Raw genomic sequence first — 17992 nt, 5'->3', positions numbered from 1 at the left:
TCACCTGCGACATTTCGGTGGTCAACGGCAACGGGGCGATCGTTTCGCGGAACTCAATTTTCAATTATCAGCTCGGCGGTGAATTCTGGGGGACGACCAACAGCCGTCTTGAAGACAACTCGTTTTTCGGCGGCGCTACCCTTACTCGACAGCATGAAGAAGAACCTCCGCCTCCGCTCCACTCCCATCCCGGGCCACCGCGACACCTACACCGGTGTCGACTTCAACCTGGGCTTCCACGTCACGCACTACGACTTGGATATGGATTACAAGGTCGGCCCGAACCGGCTCGACGCCACCGCCACGCTCACGCTGACGCCGTGGCGCGAGCTCGACCACATGACGCTCGACCTAATGGACGCGCTGCGGGTGCGCCGCGTCGACGCGACCGTGGGCGGCGTGAAGCGTTTCCGCCAATCCCAGAACAAGCTGCGGATCACGTTTGCTGAACCGGTGCCCGTGGACACCGAGTTCCGCCTCTCGATCCGCTACTCCGGCACCCCGCGCCCGCGCCGCACCTCGTGGGGCATGCTCGGCTGGGAGGAGCTGACAAACGGCGCGCTCACCGCCAACCAGCCCAACGGCGCGCCGACCTGGTTCCCCTGCGACGACACCCCGGATGAGAAGGCCACCTACAGCATCCGCGTTCGCCCCGATCAGCCGTACCAGGTGATCACCACCGAAACGCAGCGCCCGATCGCGACGTACCTGGCAACCATCAACGTCGGCGAGTTCACGTACCACGACCTCGGCCCCACCACCGGCGTGTGGCTCCCACGCGGTGTCGCAATGGGTGATTTCGCCCTCCAGCAGCAGATGGTCGACTTCTTCACCGCCGCGTTCGGCCCCTACCCCTACGAGCGCTACACGGCGGTGGTCCACGATGAGCTCCTCGAGATCCCCCTCGAAGCCGCAGGCCTTTCCATTTTCGGCCGCAACCATACGCGCGGCAACGAGCGCCTCATTGCGCACGAGCTCGCTCACCAGTGGTTCGGCAACTCGCTCGGCCTCGCGCAGTGGAGCGACATCTGGCTCAACGAAGGGTTCGCGTGCTACGCGGAGTGGCTCTGGGCAGACTTCAGGGGCATTTCGCTTATCGACGACTCGGTGCGTGCCCATTACCTCGAGCAAACGCCCCACCATTGGATACTTGCGGACCCAGGGCCGAAGGACATGTTCGACGATCGCGTGTATAAACGCGGTGCACTGCTGGTGCACGCGCTACGTCGCGAGGTCGGCGATGTCGCGTTCTTCGCGGCGCTGAAGACATACACCGCCTGCTCGACCCACGGCGTCGTGGAGCCTTTCGACCTTGTCAACGCGCTGAAGACGCACGCCCCGAACGCGGACGTCGACCGTGTGATGGACATGTGGCTCAACCACCCAGCGTTACCGGAGTGCCCGTGAGAAACCTTTCCCTAGCCACCCTGTTTTCGGCGCTCGCCGGTTTCGTCCTTGTCGTCATCGCGGGTTGGGCCCTCGACATCGAAACGGAGTTCCGTTACTTCAGTGCGTACTGGGGGTTGTTCTTTGCTAGCGCCGGCTTGATCGACGGCATCACCCAGGAGACCACCCGCGCCGTGGCCTCCGCCAGGGAGACTGGCGTGAAAGGCACAGCGAGTCCGTGGCGCTTTGCGTCGGTCGCTGCCGCGATTGTTGTCGCAGTCGGGACCCCGGTGGCCATTGTGGCCATGCATTCGCTGGTGCCAATGTCGCCCGGCATGGCAACGTCCCTGCTCATCTTCGGCCTGGTCAGCTACACCTTCCAAGCAGTGCTTTCCGGCATCCTGTCCGGGGCACAACTGTGGAATCAGTACGCGAGCCTCGTCGCGCTGGATTCCGGCGTGCGCCTCGTGCTCGCACTGTTGGCATGGGCCTTTGGCTGGGGGCTGACCGCGTTCCTGCTCATCACCGTGGCCGGTGCGGCAAGCTGGATGGTCATCCTCGGCGCGTCTGACACCGCCCGCACCCACATCCGGGTCGCGCTCGATGTCGACCGCCGCGCATTTGTCCGCCGCGTTGTCTCCGCAATGCTCGCCTCCGGTGCATCCGCTGCGCTGATCACCGGCTTTCCCACCGCCGTCTCCGCGGCGTTCCCGGACAACAACGCGGACATCTCCATCGTGGTCGGCGCGATGAATAACGCGGTGATTCTTACCCGCGCCCCAGTGCTCGTGCCGCTGCAGCGCTTCCAATCCGCTCTCGTGGTCCGTTTTGTTGAGCACCGTGACCGCATCTACCAGGCGCTCCTTGCCCCGGTCGGCGCGGTGCTCGCACTCGGGGCGGTGGGCTTCGTCGCCGCTTGGGCAATCGGGCCGTGGATCCTCAAACTCGGATTCAAACCGGAGCTCTTCGTAGACGGACGCACGCTCGCCCTGCTCACCTTGGCTTCTGCGTTTATGGGCATGCTCATGATCACGGGTGTCGCGGTGCTCGCGTTGGAGCAGCACGTGTGGTACGTAGCAGGCTGGGTTGTGGCTTCGATCGTCGCTTTCGCGGTGCTCTTCACCAGCCCGTGGGCAGTTGCCACTGCGGTCGTCGTCGCGCTTTACGTCGGCCCGCTTGCCGGCGCGGTGGTCCACGTCGCGGGTCTTGCCCGAGCGCGCGTAGAGGTCGCGTAAAGGTCGCGTAAAGGTACAGTAACCTGCCATGGGAACAATGCTGGTCACCGGCGGTGCCGGGTTCATCGGATCAAATTTCGTGCGCATGGCCTGCGAGCGCACCGACGACCACATCGTCGTCGTCGACAAACTCACCTACGCCGGTAATACGGCGAACCTGGGCGGGCTTGATGTCGAATTCGTCCAGGGGGACATCGCAGAGCCTTCGCTTATCGACGGCCTCGTGGCCAACGCGGACACCGTCGTCCACTTCGCGGCCGAGTCGCACAACGACAATTCACTGCGCGACCCGTCGAGCTTCGTGCACTCCAACCTGATCGGCACGTTCACCCTGCTTGAGGCGGTGCGCAAGCACAACGCGCGACTGCACCACATCTCCACCGACGAGGTATTCGGCGACCTCGCTGTGGATTCCCCGGAGCGCTTCACTGAGACCACCCCATACAACCCGTCCTCGCCGTACTCGGCGACAAAGGCTGGGTCGGACCACCTGGTGCGCGCGTGGATCCGTTCGTTCGGGATCGAAGCGACCATCTCGAACTGCTCGAATAACTACGGCCCGTACCAGCACATCGAGAAGTTCATCCCCCGCCAGATCACGAACCTTCTCGACGGCCGGCCGGCGAAGCTCTACGGCACCGGCGAGCAGGTCCGCGACTGGATCCACGTCGATGACCACAACGACGCCGTGTTCGCGATCCTCGAGCGCGGCCATATCGGTGAGACGTACAACATCGGCGCGGACAACGACCACATCACCAACAAGCGCGTCATCGAGCTGATCTGCGAGCTGATGGACGGCAAGTTCGTCCACGTCGCGGACCGCCCCGGCCACGATCAGCGCTACGCCATGGACGCCACGAAACTGCGCACCGAGCTGGGCTGGTCGCCGAAATACACCGGCACCGGTGTCGACGGCCTGCGTGAAGGGCTCGCGCAGACGATCGCGTGGTACCGAGACAACGAATCGTGGTGGAGAGGCGCTAAAGAGGCCGTCGAAAAGCAATATGAACTCCAAGGCCAGTAAGCTCGACCGCATGCATGAAACTCCAATTGAAGGCCTTGTTCTTTACGACCTGACCGTTCACGAAGACAACCGTGGCTGGTTCAAGGAAAACTGGGTGATGGGCCAGGGCCTGAAGCCGGTGCAGAACAACGTCAGTTTCAACCACGTCGCCGGCACCACTCGCGGCATGCACGCAGAGCCGTGGGACAAGTGGATTTCGGTAGCCAAGGGCCGCATCTTTGGCGCGTGGGTGGACATGCGCGAAGGCTCGCCAACTTTGGGGCAGAAGTTCAGCGCCGAGATTGGACCGGACACTGCGGTGTTGGTTCCGCGCGGCGTGGCCAACGGTTTCCAGACGCTGGAGGACGAGACCGCCTACGTGTACCTGGGCAACGCCCGCTACAACCCGGACGGCGATTACGCGTTCTGCTCTTACAAGGAGATTGACTGGCCGCAGGAGCCGACGCAGCTCTCTGAGGCCGACAAGAACCACCCGCCGTTCGCCGAGGCTCCGCTGGTGCCAGCGCGCCGCATTTTGGTGACCGGCGCAAACGGGCAGCTCGGTCGCGCACTTCGCAAGCACTGGGATGACAAGCAGGCGGACTTTGTCACCCACGAGGAGTTCGACATCACCAACCCGCCGGAGCTGGACTACACCCAGTACTGGGCGATTGTGAACTGCGCGGCGTACAACGATGTCGACAGCGCGAACCACGATCGCACGACTGCATGGTCGGTGAACGCGGACGGTGTGGCTACCCTGTCGCGCATTTGCAAGCTCAACGATCTCACGCTGGTGCATATCTCCTCCGACTACATTTTCGACGGCACCAAGGAGCTGCACACCGAAGCTGAGGTGGCCAGCCCGATCAACTCCTACGGAGCGTCGAAGGCGGCCGGCGACACCGCTGCTCGCGTGCCGCGCAAGCACTACGTGGTGCGCACCGCGTGGCTGTTCGGCGAAGGCACGAACTTCATGGACACCATGGCCGGACACGCCGAGCGCGGCGAATCGCCTGACGTGGTCAACGACCAGCACGGCCGCCCGACCTGGGCAGAAGACCTCGCCCGCGGCATCGTCCACCTGCTGGACACCAAGGCGGAGTACGGCGTGTACAACCTGACCTCCGACGGTGACACCGCAAGCCGCGACGAGATCGCCATGGCAGTGTTCACCGGGATGGGAAGCGACCCGGCGAACGTTCGCTCGGTCACCCGCGAGGAGTACATCGAGATCGCTGGCCCGCAGGCGGATCGCCCGGCCAATTGCACCCTGGATCTGACCAAGATCAAGGCGGCCGGTTTCGAGCCGACGAACTGGCGCGCAGCGCTCGCACTGTACTTGGACGCGCGTTCGGCGAAATAGGTGTACTTTTAGGGTTTCCTTCCAGGCCAAACTGTGGAAAATTAGGGGGAAGTCATTTCCAGGCGAAAAGGAGTTGCCGTGTTCCGCACCACCCGCAGACGCATTGCGTCGGCGCTCGTCGCAAGCGCGATGGTCGCCACCGTGATCACCAGCAACGTCGGGGCGGAAGCCTCGTCGCAAAGGACCGACCCGGATCGCCCAACGGTGGTGGTGACCAAGACCATCACCCCGACGGTGACCGCTTCGACGACACCTACCGAGGGCCCGACCGACGTCATGCAGGCGTTCTCTTCGCGCGACTTCTCCAACGTGTCCACCCCGTCGGTCCTGTTGTTCGTGATTGGCGTCATTTCCGGCGCGATGACGCTTTTCATGGAGCTCAACTCTCCGGAGACGCAAGCCACCCTCAACGAGCTCCGCTCCCGGATCCTGCCCTTCTAAGCGCATGAAGGGCATCATCCTCGCGGGCGGATCGGGCACTCGCCTATACCCAATCACCAAAGGCATCTCGAAACAATTGATGCCGATCTACGACAAACCGATGGTCTTCTACCCGCTGACGACCCTGATCAGCGCGGGGATCCGGGAGATCCTGGTGATCACGACCCCGGAAGACCGGCATGCGTTTGAGCGTTTGCTTGGAGACGGCTCCCAGCTCGGCCTCATGATCGATTACGCCGAGCAGCCCTCCCCCAATGGACTGGCGGAAGCCTTCATCATCGGCGAGGACTTCATCGGCGATGACACCGTCGCGCTGGTGCTGGGCGACAACATCTTCGAAGGCTCTGAGCTCACGGCCATCCTGGGCGACATTCACCACGTCGACGGCGGCACGATCTTCGCCTACGAGGTCTCCGATCCGAAGCGCTACGGCGTGGTGGATTTCGATTCCTCGGGCACCGTGCTTTCCATCGAAGAGAAACCGGAGAACCCGAAGTCCGACTTCGCGGTGGTGGGCTTGTACTTCTACGACAACGACGTGGTGGAAATTGCCAAGCACATCCGCCCGAGCGCGCGCGGTGAGCTGGAAATCACCGAGGTCAACGCGGCGTATCTCACCCAAGGCCGGCTGAAGGTGCACCGCCTGCACCGCGGCGACGTGTGGCTGGATACCGGCACCATCGACTCAATGAGCGAGGCCAGCGCCTATGTCGAGGTGATCCAGAAACGTACCGGAAACGTCATCGGCTCCCCCGAGGTCGCGGCGTTCCGCCAGGGTTTCATCGACGCCGAGCAGCTCGAGCGCCTCGCCGAACCGATGATGAAGTCCGGCTACGGCGCCTATTTGCTGGACGTTGTTCATGACTACCACCGCGGACAGGAATTCTGACACCCATGCCCTCCCTCGCCGTCCTCATGAGCCTCTACCGCAGCACCGACGCGGGCGAGCTTTCCCTGGCTTTAGAGTCCGTTACCGCGCAGACCCGCCCCGCAGACGACATTGTCATCGTCTTCGACGGTCCGGTCTCGGAGGCCGTGGAAACGCTAGTGCAGGGGTTCGTCGATAAGCAAAAAGCTGCTCGAACCGTGCGCCTTGAGGCGAACGTTGGCTTGGGCAAAGCTTTGAACGCGGGCCTGGAGACGATTGAGGCCGACTATGTTGCGCGCCTGGATTCCGACGATGCGGCCAAGCCCGAGCGGTTTGCTGCCCAGCTTGCATACCTCAAGGCTCATCCCAAAGTCGCAGCTCTCGGCACGGCAGTCGAGGAGTTCGAGCATTCGCTTGGCGACGGCGGCGCGATCCGTCGGCTGTCTACAAACCCGAACGAGTACGTGAAAATAAATTCGCCGCTTAATCACCCCTCAGTGATGTTTCGCACGGAGGCGGTGAAGTCGGTTGGCGGGTACCAGCACGTGCCGTTCATGGAGGACTACGACCTGTGGGCGCGCCTCATTGCCGATGGCCATGAGTTGGCGAATTTGGAGGAGCCGCTGACGTATCTGCGGGTCAGCGAGGATCAGATGCGTCGGCGCTCGAGCGGTGAGACGAGAGCCGCCGAGCGGACCATGCAGCAAAACCTGGTGCGCTACGGGCTTGTGTCGAAACCGCGGGCGGCGTTCAACCTTGCGGCGCGAAATGCGTACCGCGCGCTGCCAATTGGCGTGACAAAGCGTGTGTACTCGCACCTATTTCACCGCGAGGGGTAACGTTGTGCGCGATGAACACGTCGCGGCGGGAATTTAGTGACACCTGGCTTGTAATCCCTTGTTACAACGAGGGCCAGGTGATCTTCGACGTGATCACGGAAGCCCGCAAGACGTTTCCCAACATCGTGGCCGTGAACGACGGTTCGAAGGACGACTCGGCTGAGGCGATTCGCGCCTCCGGCGCGCATTTGGTCAACCACCCGGTGAACTTGGGCCAAGGTGCGGCGATCCAGACCGGCGTGGAGTACGCCCGCACGCAGCCCGGCGCACAGTATTTCGTAACCTTCGATGCGGACGGCCAGCATCAGGTCAAAGACGTGAAGGCGATGATCGACCGCTTGCGCACCGAGCCCTACGACATCATCGTTGGCACGCGCTTTGCCGGCCAGGACAACTCGCAGGTGCCCTGGATCAAGCGGGTGGTGTTGCGGACGGTGGTGTTCCTCTCTCCGCGCACGCGTCGGCTGGGGCTGTCGGATGCCCACAACGGGCTGCGCGTGTTCAACAAGAAGGTCGCCGACGAGATGGACATCCGGATGAGCGGGATGAGCCACGCCTCGGAGATCGTGAACATGATCGATCAGAAGGGTTGGCGTGTGACCGAGCAGCCGGTGGACATCCTCTACACCGAGTACTCAATGAGCAAGGGGCAATCCCTGATCAATGGCGTGAACATCTTGGCCGACGGCCTCGTGGCAAGGAGGCTCAAGTGATTCAGCTCGTCCTCATCACCGCCATTGTCGCGGTAGCGATTTACTTCTTTATCAACCGCAAGAAGGCGAACGCCAAGGCGTGGGTGAAGATCGGGTTCGTGGGCCTCATGCTCGCAGCGTTCTGGGCGATCCTGCGGCCAGACGACGTCACGATCGTGGCGAACTGGCTCGGGGTGGACCGCGGCACCGACCTCATGCTCTACGTGCTGATCGTGGCGTTCTTCTTCACCACGATCTCGACCTGGACCCGGTTTCGGGAGCTCGAGCTGCGCTACGCCCGTCTTGCTCGCGCGGTGGCGCTGCAAAACGCCGAAGTCGCGCCGGATGCAGCGCCGCGCGAGGAGCCTTAGCCCCCTCGCTTTAGGAGCCAGCGATGACGTTGGCCACGTGGGCGTGGCCGCGCTGGTTGACGTGGATCGGCAGGTTGCCCGGGCCGCCGTAGAAGTCCACGAGACCCGCCCACATGCGCATGTGATCCGGCGCGCACATGTTGTTGTTCCAGGTGGAAGGCTTCAGGTCGAGGAACTCGGCACCGGTTGCCTGCGCGAGGTCCACCTGCGCCCACTGGATCGAGTCCTCCCACTCGCGCACTGCCGGGAACGGCGTGAAATCAGAGGCGTTAGGCGCAACGTGGAACAGGCACACGTTGTCGCCCGAGGTGATCTTCGGGTACCCGACGATCTGGATGCGGGCATTCGGTGCGGCAGCCCGGATGCGCTGGATTTGTGGCGCCATCGCGGCGACCCAGTCGCGGCGGAAGGCGGCGCGATCGCGGCCATCGTTGTGGTACGTGTCATTGAACCCGGTGGAGATAATCACACGCTGGGTGTTGGGGTTGAGCCCGCCGTCGTTGACCGCGCGGGTTACTTGGGAAGAGAACTGCGGACCCTTCTGAATGGACACGGTGCCGGTGCAAGAGTAATCCCACGCCGGCAGGCCGAGTTTGCCTGCGGCTTGCTTGCCCCAGTTGGTGGGTGAGGTCGGGCACCACTTGGTCACCTCGGAGGAGCCGCGGGAGTCCAGGCCGAGTTTGCCCGCTGCCCACTGTGGTGCATTCGGGTCGGAGATTACCGAGTCACCGAAGATGACCAGGTTGTGCTGCTGGGCTTCGGCGGCCGGTGCCGCGAGACCAACGACGGTCAGTGCGGCGGCGAAGACGGCAGCAGCTTTGCGACGAAACGCGCGAGACGCTGTGAACGATTGGGTCATTGTGCAACTTCCTTTTCCGGTACTCGTGGCGGACGTAGCTATGGGATACTTTGAACGCACTAAAGGTGTTACGGAAATGTTACCCGATAGGCAACTTTCGTCAACGCCTTTCACAATCGGCACATAGGTTACATTGAAGCAATGCGTCCTACTGAACATCCTCTCTTTCTCCTGAGGTCTTTCGCCCGGTTCGTGCCCGCAATCACCCGCGCCGGCATCATCAGCACCGAAGGCGGCCCCAAGGCTGCGCTTGCCCTGGCCCCAAATCTGGCACGCTACCGGTTCACCACCGCCCGCGAGATCGAACAGGGTGCCGCCGCCTCGCCGGAACGCACCGCGCTGATTGACGACGATGGCGTGCTTTCCTACCGCCAACTGCGCGCACAGTCACGGTCCCTGGGTAAGTGGCTGGTCGCCCAGCAAGCAGATCGCGGGCTCGACGAGCTGCGGATCGGCGTCATGGCCCGCAACGGCCGCGGCATCATCCTGCCGCTCGGTGCGAAGGGCTACGCCGGCGGCCACATCTTCCTACTCAACATCGGCTCCTCGCCAGAGCAGCTGCGCGGCATTTTCGACGAGAACAAGATCAACGTCTTGTTCATCGACGACGAGTTCGCGGATCGACTGCCCGCAGACCTCGAGGCCACTGACGACATCACCATCGTGCGCGCATTCACCGAGGGTGAGCGCGAGGGGCTTTCGATTGCGGACATCGTCAAGCAGCCGGACGTCGATAAGCAATTGCCCCGCTACCCGCAGCACGGCAACCTTGTGCTGATGAGCTCGGGTACGACCGGGATTCCGAAGGGCATCGTGCGGCCCGAGCCGCGCTTGCCGCTGGTGCTTGCCGGCTACCTTGAGGCGATCCCGTGGCGCTCGGGCGACACCGTGCAGCTGTCGGCTTCGATCTTCCACACGTGGGGTTGGTCGGCGCTGCAGGTGGCGCTGGCGACGCGCTCGACGATCGTGACAAGGCGCGTTTTCGACGCCGAGGCCTGCTACAAGCAGATCCAGGACTACCGTTGCGACGGGCTGGTTTCCTCGCCGATCTTTTTCAAGCAGATGCTCGACCTGCATGCCAACGATCGCTTCGATACCTCGACGCTGCGCTTCTTGGCCACCGCAGGTAACGCCGTGAGCCCGGGCTTGCTGCGCCGCACCACCGAGCGTTTCGGCCCGATTCTGGCCAACATCTACGGCTCCACCGAGCTCGCGCTCGCCGCGGCGGCCTCGCCGGAACAGATGCAGGCCGACCCGACGATGGTGGGCAAGGTGCCGCCCGGCACGGTGCTGAAGCTTTACGACGACGAGGGCAACGAAGTCCCCACCGGCACCACCGGCCGTATCTTCCTGCACAACGAAACCGCGCTGAAGGGCTACACCAACCCGAATACCCCGATGGTGACCATCGACGGGTTGATTGAGATGGGCGACCTCGGCTACTTCGACGAGCAGGGCTTCTTGCACGTGCAGTCGCGCAGCGACGACATGATCATCGTCGGCGGCGAGAACGTCCACCCGCAATCGGTGATGGGGGTGCTCGAGGACATGCCGGGCATCGACGACCTGTACGCGCATGGCGTGGACGATGACGAGACGTTCAAGCGCATCGCGGTGTGGGTCGTGCGCAAGCTTGATGACGACGGCGAGCGCCTCAGCGCCGAGTCGGTGCGCGAGTGGGTGCGCTCCCGCCTTGCAGATCACTCCATCCCGCGTGACGTGCACTTCCTTGATGAGTTGCCGCGCAACGCTGTTGGCAAAGTCGTACCGAGGTTCCTCCCCGGGATCTAAACTTGCCGCGAGTCTGCGCCGATTGCCCTTGCGTTTCTAACCACAAAAGCCCCCCTGTTTTTGAACTGGCCCCCGAAAGTTGGACTGGTTTAATTCTAGGCGGTGAGGGGTTCAAGGGTCTGATTCCGATATTGCATCGGGGTCAGGCCCTTGAGTCGTTGTTGGATGCGTTCGGTGTTGTACCACTGGATGTACTCATCGATCGCTTGTTTGAACTCCGCGACAGTGCCGAAAACTTCCCCGTGGTACATCTCTGTTTTCAAGTGCCCAAAGAAGTTCTCCATAACCGCGTTGTCGTAGCAATTGGCCTTACGCGACATGGTGTTTAGACCACGTTTTTAGTAACGGCGTGGCGGGTCTCCGGTAACGCCCGGGTGAGTATCGAGTAACGCCCGGGCGTTTGGGTTGGTGGCGGGGGGTTATGGGGTCAGTCGCATGTTGGTGCCTTCGAGTGTGATGATTTCGGCGCCGGCGACGAGTCGGTTGAGGATGGATTCGGCGATGACGGCGTCGGGGATGGATTTGTACCATTCGTCGGGTGTGAACTGGGATGTCACGATGGTGGATCCGCGGGGTTCGCGCTCTGCGAGGATATTGAGCAGCTGGTGTGCGGTGGCGGCATCGATTGGGGTGGTGAGGAAGTCGTCGAGGACTAACACGTCTGTGTGGTGGAGGTCTTCGAGGAAAGTGATGCGGGCTGGGTCGTCGTGTTTGAGCACGGCGAGGTGGTTGGCGAGTGTGTCGGTGCGGAAGAAGCGTGCGGAGTAGTCGTTTCGGCACGCTGCGGTGAGCAGTGCTTGGGCGAGGTAGGTTTTGCCGACGGAGGATTTGCCCAGGATGACAATGTTTTGTGCGCTTTGGCACCATTGACAGTGAGCGAGTCGGGTGATTTGCTCTTTGTTGATGGTGCGGTCGGGCGTGTAGGTGACGTCTTCGATACAAGCATCGGGATTTGGCGATCGGGATGCTTTGAGCAGTTTGTTGACTCGCCTCTCACGCTTGGCCGCTACCTCTTTATCGAGTGCGTAGAGCACTTTGTCGGAGAAGCTCCAATCGTCGAATGCGGGATCGGCGGCGATGTCGATAACACTTTGTCCGAAGGCGGTCATCCGCAGATCTGTAAAGATCGGCAGGACTGATTCGTCGAGGAAGCGGGCGGATGCTGATGCTGGTTGTGGGCGGGGCATGGGTTATGCAGATCCCTTCTTGGTGAGGTTTTCGAGGCTGAACTGGGCGGCACCACCGAGGTAGGCGCCGCGCGTGTCACGCGCTGTCGGGGTAGGCACGTCACGGGTGGGTCTGCTTGTTGGCAGATCGGTTGAAAGGTCAGTGCCTGTGGGTCGTGTGGAGGTGTCTTTGCGCACGGCGGCCATCATGTTTTTCACCGCGGTATACGACACAGCACGCCTGGCGCCGTCGGTGGACACCAAACGCCGGCAGGCCTCCTCGAGGATTGGCTTGTTGGCGTGTTTGCCCATGTTGAGCACGTTGCGGCACGCTTGGTACGCCTGGGCAGGGATCGCTTTGGTTTCGATGAGCTCAAAGATCACCTGGCGGGTGGCCGGCCCGATTTTGGCGGCTTCGCGCAGGAAGTACTCGCTTGTCCACAACCCCCGGGTGTCACCCATGTTCGCCGGGATGTGGTCGGTGTCGGTGACGTACACCCCGCGGACACGTGCGAGTTGGTGGGTGGCCACACGCTGCCCGGCGTCGAAGACGGCGAGGCTGTCACCGGTGATACGCACGTCCACGGTGCGGCCCACCAGTTGGTGCGGTACCGAGTAATGCACGTTGTGCACTCTGATGTGGAAATTGGGCGCGACTTTGGCGCGTTTCCATTCGGTGCGCTGCCACGGTGTTGTAGGCAGCGCGGTGAGCACGTCGCGTTCGAACTGATCGAACAATGCGCGCCTGCTCGTCGCATTGCCGCGAAACGGTTCGGCAGCGTTGATCCCATCGACCAGGGCGGTGATTTTTGCGTTGAGCTCGTCTATCCCGACGCACTGGTGGCCATCGAGTGCGTGGATGACGTTCTGGGTGACGATCTTGACTGCGGCTTCGACGCTGGCCTTGTCTTTGGGTCGTTTCGCGCGGGCCGGCAACGCGGCGGTGTTGTAGTGCTCCAAAAACTCCTCGTAGGTGGAGTTGACCCGGCGATTTTTATCGCGGCACTGATCGCGTTCGAGGCTGTCGAGGCGTTATCTGGCACGATGACCTCGGCGACCCCGCCGAAGTACTCGAACGCGCGGATATGGGCTGCAAGCCACGCGTCCTGGCGCTCATCCGCGCACGCGCAGGCGAATACCATGCCCGAATACGGCAGCGAGGCGACAAAGATGCTGACCTGCAAGCCTTGCCCGCCGGTGGGGTCAAACAGCGGCATCTTCGTGCCTGCCCAGTCCACCTGCATCGTATGGCCTGGGGCATGGGTGATCCTGGCGGTCAGCCCGGCTGCATCAACGTGTTGAGCCACAAGCTGGCGAAACCGCTCGTAGCTGTAATACCGCTGGCCTGTGCCCGCAGACTGTGCGGTGTAGCGGCCCCACAGCACCTGCAAAGTCACCTTGTTGCGCCCGGTGCGCGCCTTGGCGACAGCGTCGAAATCGATCGGGACGAAATCCCCCTGAGCATGGCTGCGCCCGTCGACGAACCAGTCCGCCAGCTCATGATCAGCAACCCCACGAAGTTGCTCACGCGTTGTGATGTTGTGTTCCACCAGCGCACCGCGGGCTTTTTGCACAGTGGTGTGCGAGCACCGCAAACTCGAACAGATTTAGCGGACAGACCAACCTTTCAGCACTTGATCCATTACCGCCCGGTAGTCAGTCACAATCAGACTCCTCTGGTAACGCCGCGTGCCCTGAAGTCACGCGGTCACCAGAATCCTCCCCCGGACCGTTACTGGATGCTCACCAATGCGTTACTCAATACTCACCACGGTGTTACTAGACACGACCGCGCAACACATGGACTGAACGCCGCCGTTGTCGTGGATCAGATTGCGCCAGCTCGGGTGCTGGTACTGAAAGCCTTGATCGGTATGCATCATCCACCCGGGTTCAGGGTCACACGCCGCGATCGCCTTGGATAAAGAATCGGCGGTAAAGACTGTCGACGGCGATGTGGCTACGGTGTGAGCGACGATTGAGCGGTCGAACAGGTCCATCACCGGTGATAGGTATATCTTGCGGCCTGCGACCCTGAACTCGGTGACGTCGCTGACAAAGACTCTGTTTGGCGTGCCTGGGGTGAACTTGCGTTCAAGCTTGTTGTCAGCAATGTGGCTGATCGTCCCAGCGTAGGAAACATAAGGCCTGCGTCGGCGGACCTTGGCTCGAAGACCCATCTCACGCATGAGTTTGTAGACGAGTTTGTGGTTGGCCACCCAGCCCTGGTTACGCAAGTCCAGCAGCACCCGCCGGTAGCCGTAGCGATGCTTGTTACGCTCGAAGCTTTCCCGGATCGCGTCTTTGATCGCAGCGTGCTTATCTGGCTCGCTGAGTCGTTTCTGGTGGTAGAAGAACGTCGACCGTGGGATACCAGCTGCCTCTAGCAGGTACTCCAAGCGGTGGTGCGACTTGAGGATGACGATCGCCTGAACTTTCAGGCGCGTCCCTGCTTCCTCAAGTCCCGCAATTTTTTTAGATACGCGTTTTCCGCTTCCAACCGCGCAATCTGGCGGCGCAGCTTCTCCTCTTCTGTAAGTCGCTTCGGCTCGGCCGAGCCTTTGGGTCTGCCCTTCGGCTTCGGTTTCAACGCCTCATCGCCACCTTTGCGCCATTTCCAGGACCAATCTTTGACAAGCTGGTCTGACGACAGGCCAAACTCACGCGCAAGATCCATCTTGGTCTCGCCGGCAAGGTGGCGCTCGACAACTTCCTTTTTGATCTCGTACGAGTACTGCTGCTTTGTCGGCTTCTCCACAAGACATAGCCTGCCATGCAGCTGAAACCGCCGATAGAGGTTACGCGTGGCACTTATCGAACCCCCGACCATGTTCGCAGCAGCTCTACATCCCATGCCCAGCTCGAAACACTCCACCAACTGTTCGCGCTGATATTCGCTCAGCGAACTTCGTGCTCTCAATGAAGAACTGCTCCCCACTAGTCGGTAACTGATTTCTCAGTCCAACTAATGGGGAGCAGTACATTTCGCAGGTTGCGGGGCTTTTCTCTTGAGCCACCTGCGAGAATCGAACTCGCGACCTTCTCATTACGAGTGAGATGCTCTGCCGACTGAGCTAAGGTGGCCGGTCACGTCCACAGCTGTACAGCAGCGGCCCATACCGGTTACAAAGCTTAACCCACAGACGAGGATGCGAAGAAATGCCCAGCTAGGACACAGCGCAAGCTTTGCGGATGTGCCCCAACATCCCGTTGAAGGCCACTGCAGGATCCACGTTTTGGTGCAAGCGTTGCCTGCACTGGGCGATCGCGTCCAGGCACGCGACCAGACCGTCTTGGCTCACGCGGTTCGCGATCTCGCCAGCCAGTCCTTCAAAATCCGGGTGGGTCAGCCCAACCGTCGAGCGAACCTCGGTCCCGGCTTGCGTCACCAACGCGTCGCGGTACACCCCGGCAAGATCCACTAGGACGAGGTCGAGCACGTCGCGCTTGCGGCGCGTCCCGCGCAGGTGCTGTTGGTGCTCCAGCTCCTTGAGCGCCGAGGCGGACCCGGACATCGCTTTGGCAACACCCTTGCCCTTCGCGCCCATGCCCAACGCCTCTTCAAGCTTGGCGCGTTCTTGGGCGTCGGCCTCCGCGTAGTCGTCGATCGCCTCCTTTTGGGCATCGGTGACCAACGACGCAGCAGCTTGGAACGCTTGCGCGCCGAAGAAGACGTGCTCGGCGAGCTGGATGGAACGGGCGCGGCGCACTTGCACGGACTCCGTCGTCACGAGTTTTCGTGCCCGGCCGATGTGCCGCAGTGAAGTCGCAGCCGCCAGACGTGCATCCGACTCAGACGCGCCTTCCTCTTCCACGAGCACGCGCACCACCTCATCTTCGGACGGGGCTGGGATATAGAGGTGGCGGCACCGCGAGCGCAGTGTCTGCGAAATGTCTTCCGGGTCGGTCGATGGAGCGCAAAGGATAATCACGGTGACTTCCGGCGGCTCCTCCACCGTCTTCAGCAGCGCGTCCGCGGCCCGTGGGTGCAAGCGGTCGGCGTTTTCGATGATGACAATGCGGTGGTCAGCGACCGTCGGCAAGCGTGCTGCTTTTGCGACGATCTCCTCGCGCACAAAGTCGACATTGATCACCAGGGCCTGCGGCACCACCAGCACCACATCCGTGTGTGTGCCGGCGAGTGCGTCCCGGCAGCTCTTGCAATGCCCACAGCCGAGCTCCTTAGGGTTCTCGCACACCAGCGCCGCGGCGAAAGCGAGCGCCGCGTTCGAGCGGCCGGAACCGGGCGGTCCGGTGAACAACCAGGAGTGCGCGAGCGCCCGCGGATCCGCTCCCTCAACACCCCGACCCGCAGCCGCAGCCGCGAGGATCGTGTCGCGCACGTTGGGGGTGTCGGCGAGGCGTTCGGCGACGCTACGGGTAGTCACAACCCGCAAGCGTACTCCCGCACTAAGGTGATACACCATGGAACGACTCTGGCACGGGTTCAAGTGGCTGTGGGGCACATCGTGGCCTCTCTATGCCGCATCCGTGCTTGGCACCAACGTAGTCGGTGCCGTCGCAATCCTGTTTTTTGTGCGCTTTTTCATCCCGATTCCGGAAGTCGAGCTGCTGAGCTTCCAGGGGTCCGTGTTCGGGTTGATCAGCATGATCTACCTCGTGCTGGCCGTGGTCCTGGGAATTGTGGTGACGTTTCTGCTTTTCCGCCCGGTGCTGGAATGGCAGTTAGAGCCCGATGAGCACGACCCGAACATGGTGCGCAACCTGGTGCTTCGCATTCCGGTGCTGCAAACCGGCATCGTCGTGGTGGTTTGGGCGATCGGGATCGCGATCCTCACCGCCGCCGCCTGGCAGGTCAGCGGGCAGCTCGCGCTGGTGATGTTCGTCGCCACCTCGCTGGCGTGCTTCGTTGTCGCGGTGCTCACCTACTTGCAGGCGGAGCGCCTCGTGCGCCCGGTCGCCGCCACAGCGCTCGCACGCCGCTTCGAAGACGCCACACTCGAGCCGCCGATCAAGCAGCGCCTGTACATGACGTGGTTTACCACCTCGGGCGTGCCCCTGATCGGCATCATGCTGCTGTTCATCGCACAGGCGAACAGCTTCTTCACCCAAACCCCCGGCGAGCTCATCCCTGCGGTGTTCGCGCTCACCATCACCGCGCTGATCACCGGCTCGCTGGGCACCGCGTTCGCGGTGATGAGTGTGGTCGACCCGATCAAGGAGCTCCAGGACGCCATCAACCGCGTGCGCCGCGGCGAGCGCAACACGCAGGTGGACATTTACGACGGCTCCGAGATCGGCGTCCTCCAAGCCGGCTTCAACGAGATGATGCGCGGCCTCAACGAGCGCCAGCGCGTGCGCGACATCTTCGGCCGCTACGTCGGTGCCGAAGTGGCGCAGAAGGCCCTGGAGGAAAAGCCAGAGCTCGGCGGCGAGGACCGCCGCGTCGCCGTGCTCTTCGTCGACGTCATCGGCTCCACGACGTTCGCCGTGCACCACACCCCCGAGGAGGTCGTTGAGGAGCTGAACCGGTTCTTCGAGATCGTCGTGGACGTGGTGCACCGCAACAAGGGCGTGATCAACAAGTTCCAAGGCGACGCCGCCCTCGCCGTCTTCGGCGCCCCGGTCTCGTTGCACGACGCGACCTCGCACGCCCTGCAGGCCGCCCGCACACTGCGCCATGAGCTCAGCGGCCTCGAGCTCCAGGCCGGCATCGGGGTGGCTGCGGGCCACGTGGTTGCCGGCCACATCGGCGGCTCCGACCGCTTTGAGTACACCGTAATCGGCGATGCCGTCAACGCCGCCGCGCGCCTCACCGAGCTGGCCAAGGAGACCCCGGGCAGGGTGCTCACCAACGCCGCAACCCTGCGCGCGGCCAACGAGGTCGAGCAGCAGCGCTGGACGCTGATGAAGTCGGTCGAGCTGCGCGGGCGCAACAAGATGACCCAGCTCGCCCGCCCGGTCCGCTCCACCATGGCGGACCGCTACTAGCCACTGCGAGCCCGCTACTA

Annotated in this window: 16 protein-coding genes, 1 tRNA gene and 2 pseudogenes; 11 read left to right on the top strand and 8 right to left on the bottom strand. The window is 62.5% G+C overall.

The window, feature by feature from the left end; genetic code table 11:
- The first annotated feature begins 153 nt into the window (after positions 1–153).
- From CGLAU_RS01005 to CGLAU_RS00965, 9 genes are all read left to right on the top strand, one after another.
- A complete protein-coding gene (locus CGLAU_RS01005) occupies positions 154–1407 on the top strand; it encodes a M1 family metallopeptidase (protein ID WP_095659082.1) in 1254 nt (417 codons plus the stop codon).
- Positions 1404–2621, top strand: a complete 1218-nt coding sequence (locus tag CGLAU_RS01000; RefSeq protein ID WP_095660960.1) for a hypothetical protein — start codon at positions 1404–1406, stop codon at positions 2619–2621. The genes CGLAU_RS01005 and CGLAU_RS01000 overlap by 4 nt, the downstream gene beginning before the upstream one ends.
- A gap of 28 nt (positions 2622–2649) precedes the next feature.
- Complete coding sequence (rfbB, locus tag CGLAU_RS00995) at positions 2650–3648, top strand: dTDP-glucose 4,6-dehydratase (RefSeq protein WP_095659081.1); 999 nt, start codon at positions 2650–2652, stop codon at positions 3646–3648.
- 10 nt (positions 3649–3658) lie between these two features.
- Positions 3659–4993, top strand: coding sequence for a sugar nucleotide-binding protein (locus CGLAU_RS00990; RefSeq protein WP_095660959.1), 1335 nt, complete (start codon positions 3659–3661; stop codon positions 4991–4993).
- Positions 4994–5071: 78 nt separating this feature from the next.
- On the top strand, positions 5072–5434 hold the full coding sequence (locus CGLAU_RS00985; RefSeq protein ID WP_095659080.1) for a hypothetical protein: 363 nt from the start codon (positions 5072–5074) through the stop codon (positions 5432–5434).
- Positions 5435–5438: 4 nt separating this feature from the next.
- A complete protein-coding gene (rfbA, locus tag CGLAU_RS00980; protein ID WP_095659079.1) occupies positions 5439–6323 on the top strand; it encodes a glucose-1-phosphate thymidylyltransferase RfbA in 885 nt (294 codons plus the stop codon).
- Between the two features lie 5 nt (positions 6324–6328).
- Positions 6329–7141 (top strand): glycosyltransferase, encoded by an 813-nt coding sequence (locus CGLAU_RS00975; RefSeq protein WP_095659078.1) that lies wholly within the window; start codon positions 6329–6331, stop codon positions 7139–7141.
- Between the two features lie 11 nt (positions 7142–7152).
- Complete coding sequence (locus tag CGLAU_RS00970; protein ID WP_095659077.1) at positions 7153–7854, top strand: glycosyltransferase family 2 protein; 702 nt, start codon at positions 7153–7155, stop codon at positions 7852–7854.
- Positions 7851–8204, top strand: coding sequence for a DUF2304 domain-containing protein (locus tag CGLAU_RS00965; RefSeq protein ID WP_095659076.1), 354 nt, complete (start codon positions 7851–7853; stop codon positions 8202–8204). Before CGLAU_RS00970 ends, CGLAU_RS00965 begins: the two co-directional genes overlap by 4 nt.
- Positions 8205–8214: 10 nt before the next feature.
- Here CGLAU_RS00965 and CGLAU_RS00960 read toward each other — a convergent pair whose 3' ends face one another.
- Positions 8215–9063, bottom strand: a complete 849-nt coding sequence (locus CGLAU_RS00960) for a GDSL-type esterase/lipase family protein (protein ID WP_095659075.1) — start codon at positions 9061–9063, stop codon at positions 8215–8217.
- A 141-nt stretch (positions 9064–9204) separates the two neighbouring features.
- Here CGLAU_RS00960 and CGLAU_RS00955 point away from each other — a divergent pair, with 141 nt between their 5' ends.
- On the top strand, positions 9205–10854 hold the full coding sequence (locus CGLAU_RS00955; protein ID WP_095659074.1) for an AMP-binding protein: 1650 nt from the start codon (positions 9205–9207) through the stop codon (positions 10852–10854).
- A 95-nt stretch (positions 10855–10949) separates the two neighbouring features.
- Here CGLAU_RS00955 and CGLAU_RS00950 read toward each other — a convergent pair.
- The 7 genes and pseudogenes from CGLAU_RS00950 to CGLAU_RS00925 form a co-directional block, all read right to left on the bottom strand.
- Positions 10950–11186: pseudogene (locus tag CGLAU_RS00950) on the bottom strand (transposase); the annotation flags it as partial.
- A gap of 87 nt (positions 11187–11273) precedes the next feature.
- Entirely contained in the window at positions 11274–12041 is a 768-nt protein-coding gene (locus CGLAU_RS00945; RefSeq protein ID WP_095659072.1) for an ATP-binding protein, read from the bottom strand.
- A 3-nt stretch (positions 12042–12044) separates the two neighbouring features.
- Positions 12045–12734: a Mu transposase domain-containing protein gene (locus CGLAU_RS12600; RefSeq protein WP_415877149.1), complete on the bottom strand. Its 690-nt coding sequence runs from the start codon at positions 12732–12734 to the stop codon at positions 12045–12047.
- A 110-nt stretch (positions 12735–12844) separates the two neighbouring features.
- Positions 12845–13570 (bottom strand): DDE-type integrase/transposase/recombinase, encoded by a 726-nt coding sequence (locus CGLAU_RS12435; protein ID WP_232507139.1) that lies wholly within the window; start codon positions 13568–13570, stop codon positions 12845–12847.
- A gap of 249 nt (positions 13571–13819) precedes the next feature.
- Positions 13820–14940 (bottom strand): annotated as a pseudogene (locus CGLAU_RS00935) (IS3 family transposase); the annotation flags it as partial.
- A 91-nt stretch (positions 14941–15031) separates the two neighbouring features.
- A tRNA-Thr gene (locus CGLAU_RS00930) sits at positions 15032–15104 on the bottom strand.
- An 83-nt stretch (positions 15105–15187) separates the two neighbouring features.
- Positions 15188–16408, bottom strand: a complete 1221-nt coding sequence (locus CGLAU_RS00925; protein WP_232507138.1) for a DNA polymerase III subunit delta' — start codon at positions 16406–16408, stop codon at positions 15188–15190.
- A 37-nt stretch (positions 16409–16445) separates the two neighbouring features.
- On the opposite strand from CGLAU_RS00925, the gene CGLAU_RS00920 reads away from it, so the two are divergent.
- Positions 16446–17972: an adenylate/guanylate cyclase domain-containing protein gene (locus tag CGLAU_RS00920; RefSeq protein ID WP_095659070.1), complete on the top strand. Its 1527-nt coding sequence runs from the start codon at positions 16446–16448 to the stop codon at positions 17970–17972.
- The last annotated feature ends 20 nt before the right edge of the window (positions 17973–17992 follow it).

Origin of the sequence: Corynebacterium glaucum (assembly GCF_002287505.1) — a bacterium.
Lineage (GTDB): Bacteria > Actinomycetota > Actinomycetes > Mycobacteriales > Mycobacteriaceae > Corynebacterium > Corynebacterium glaucum.
Note: the sequence above shows the minus strand (reverse complement) of the source record. Positions and strands in the feature narration are given on the sequence as shown.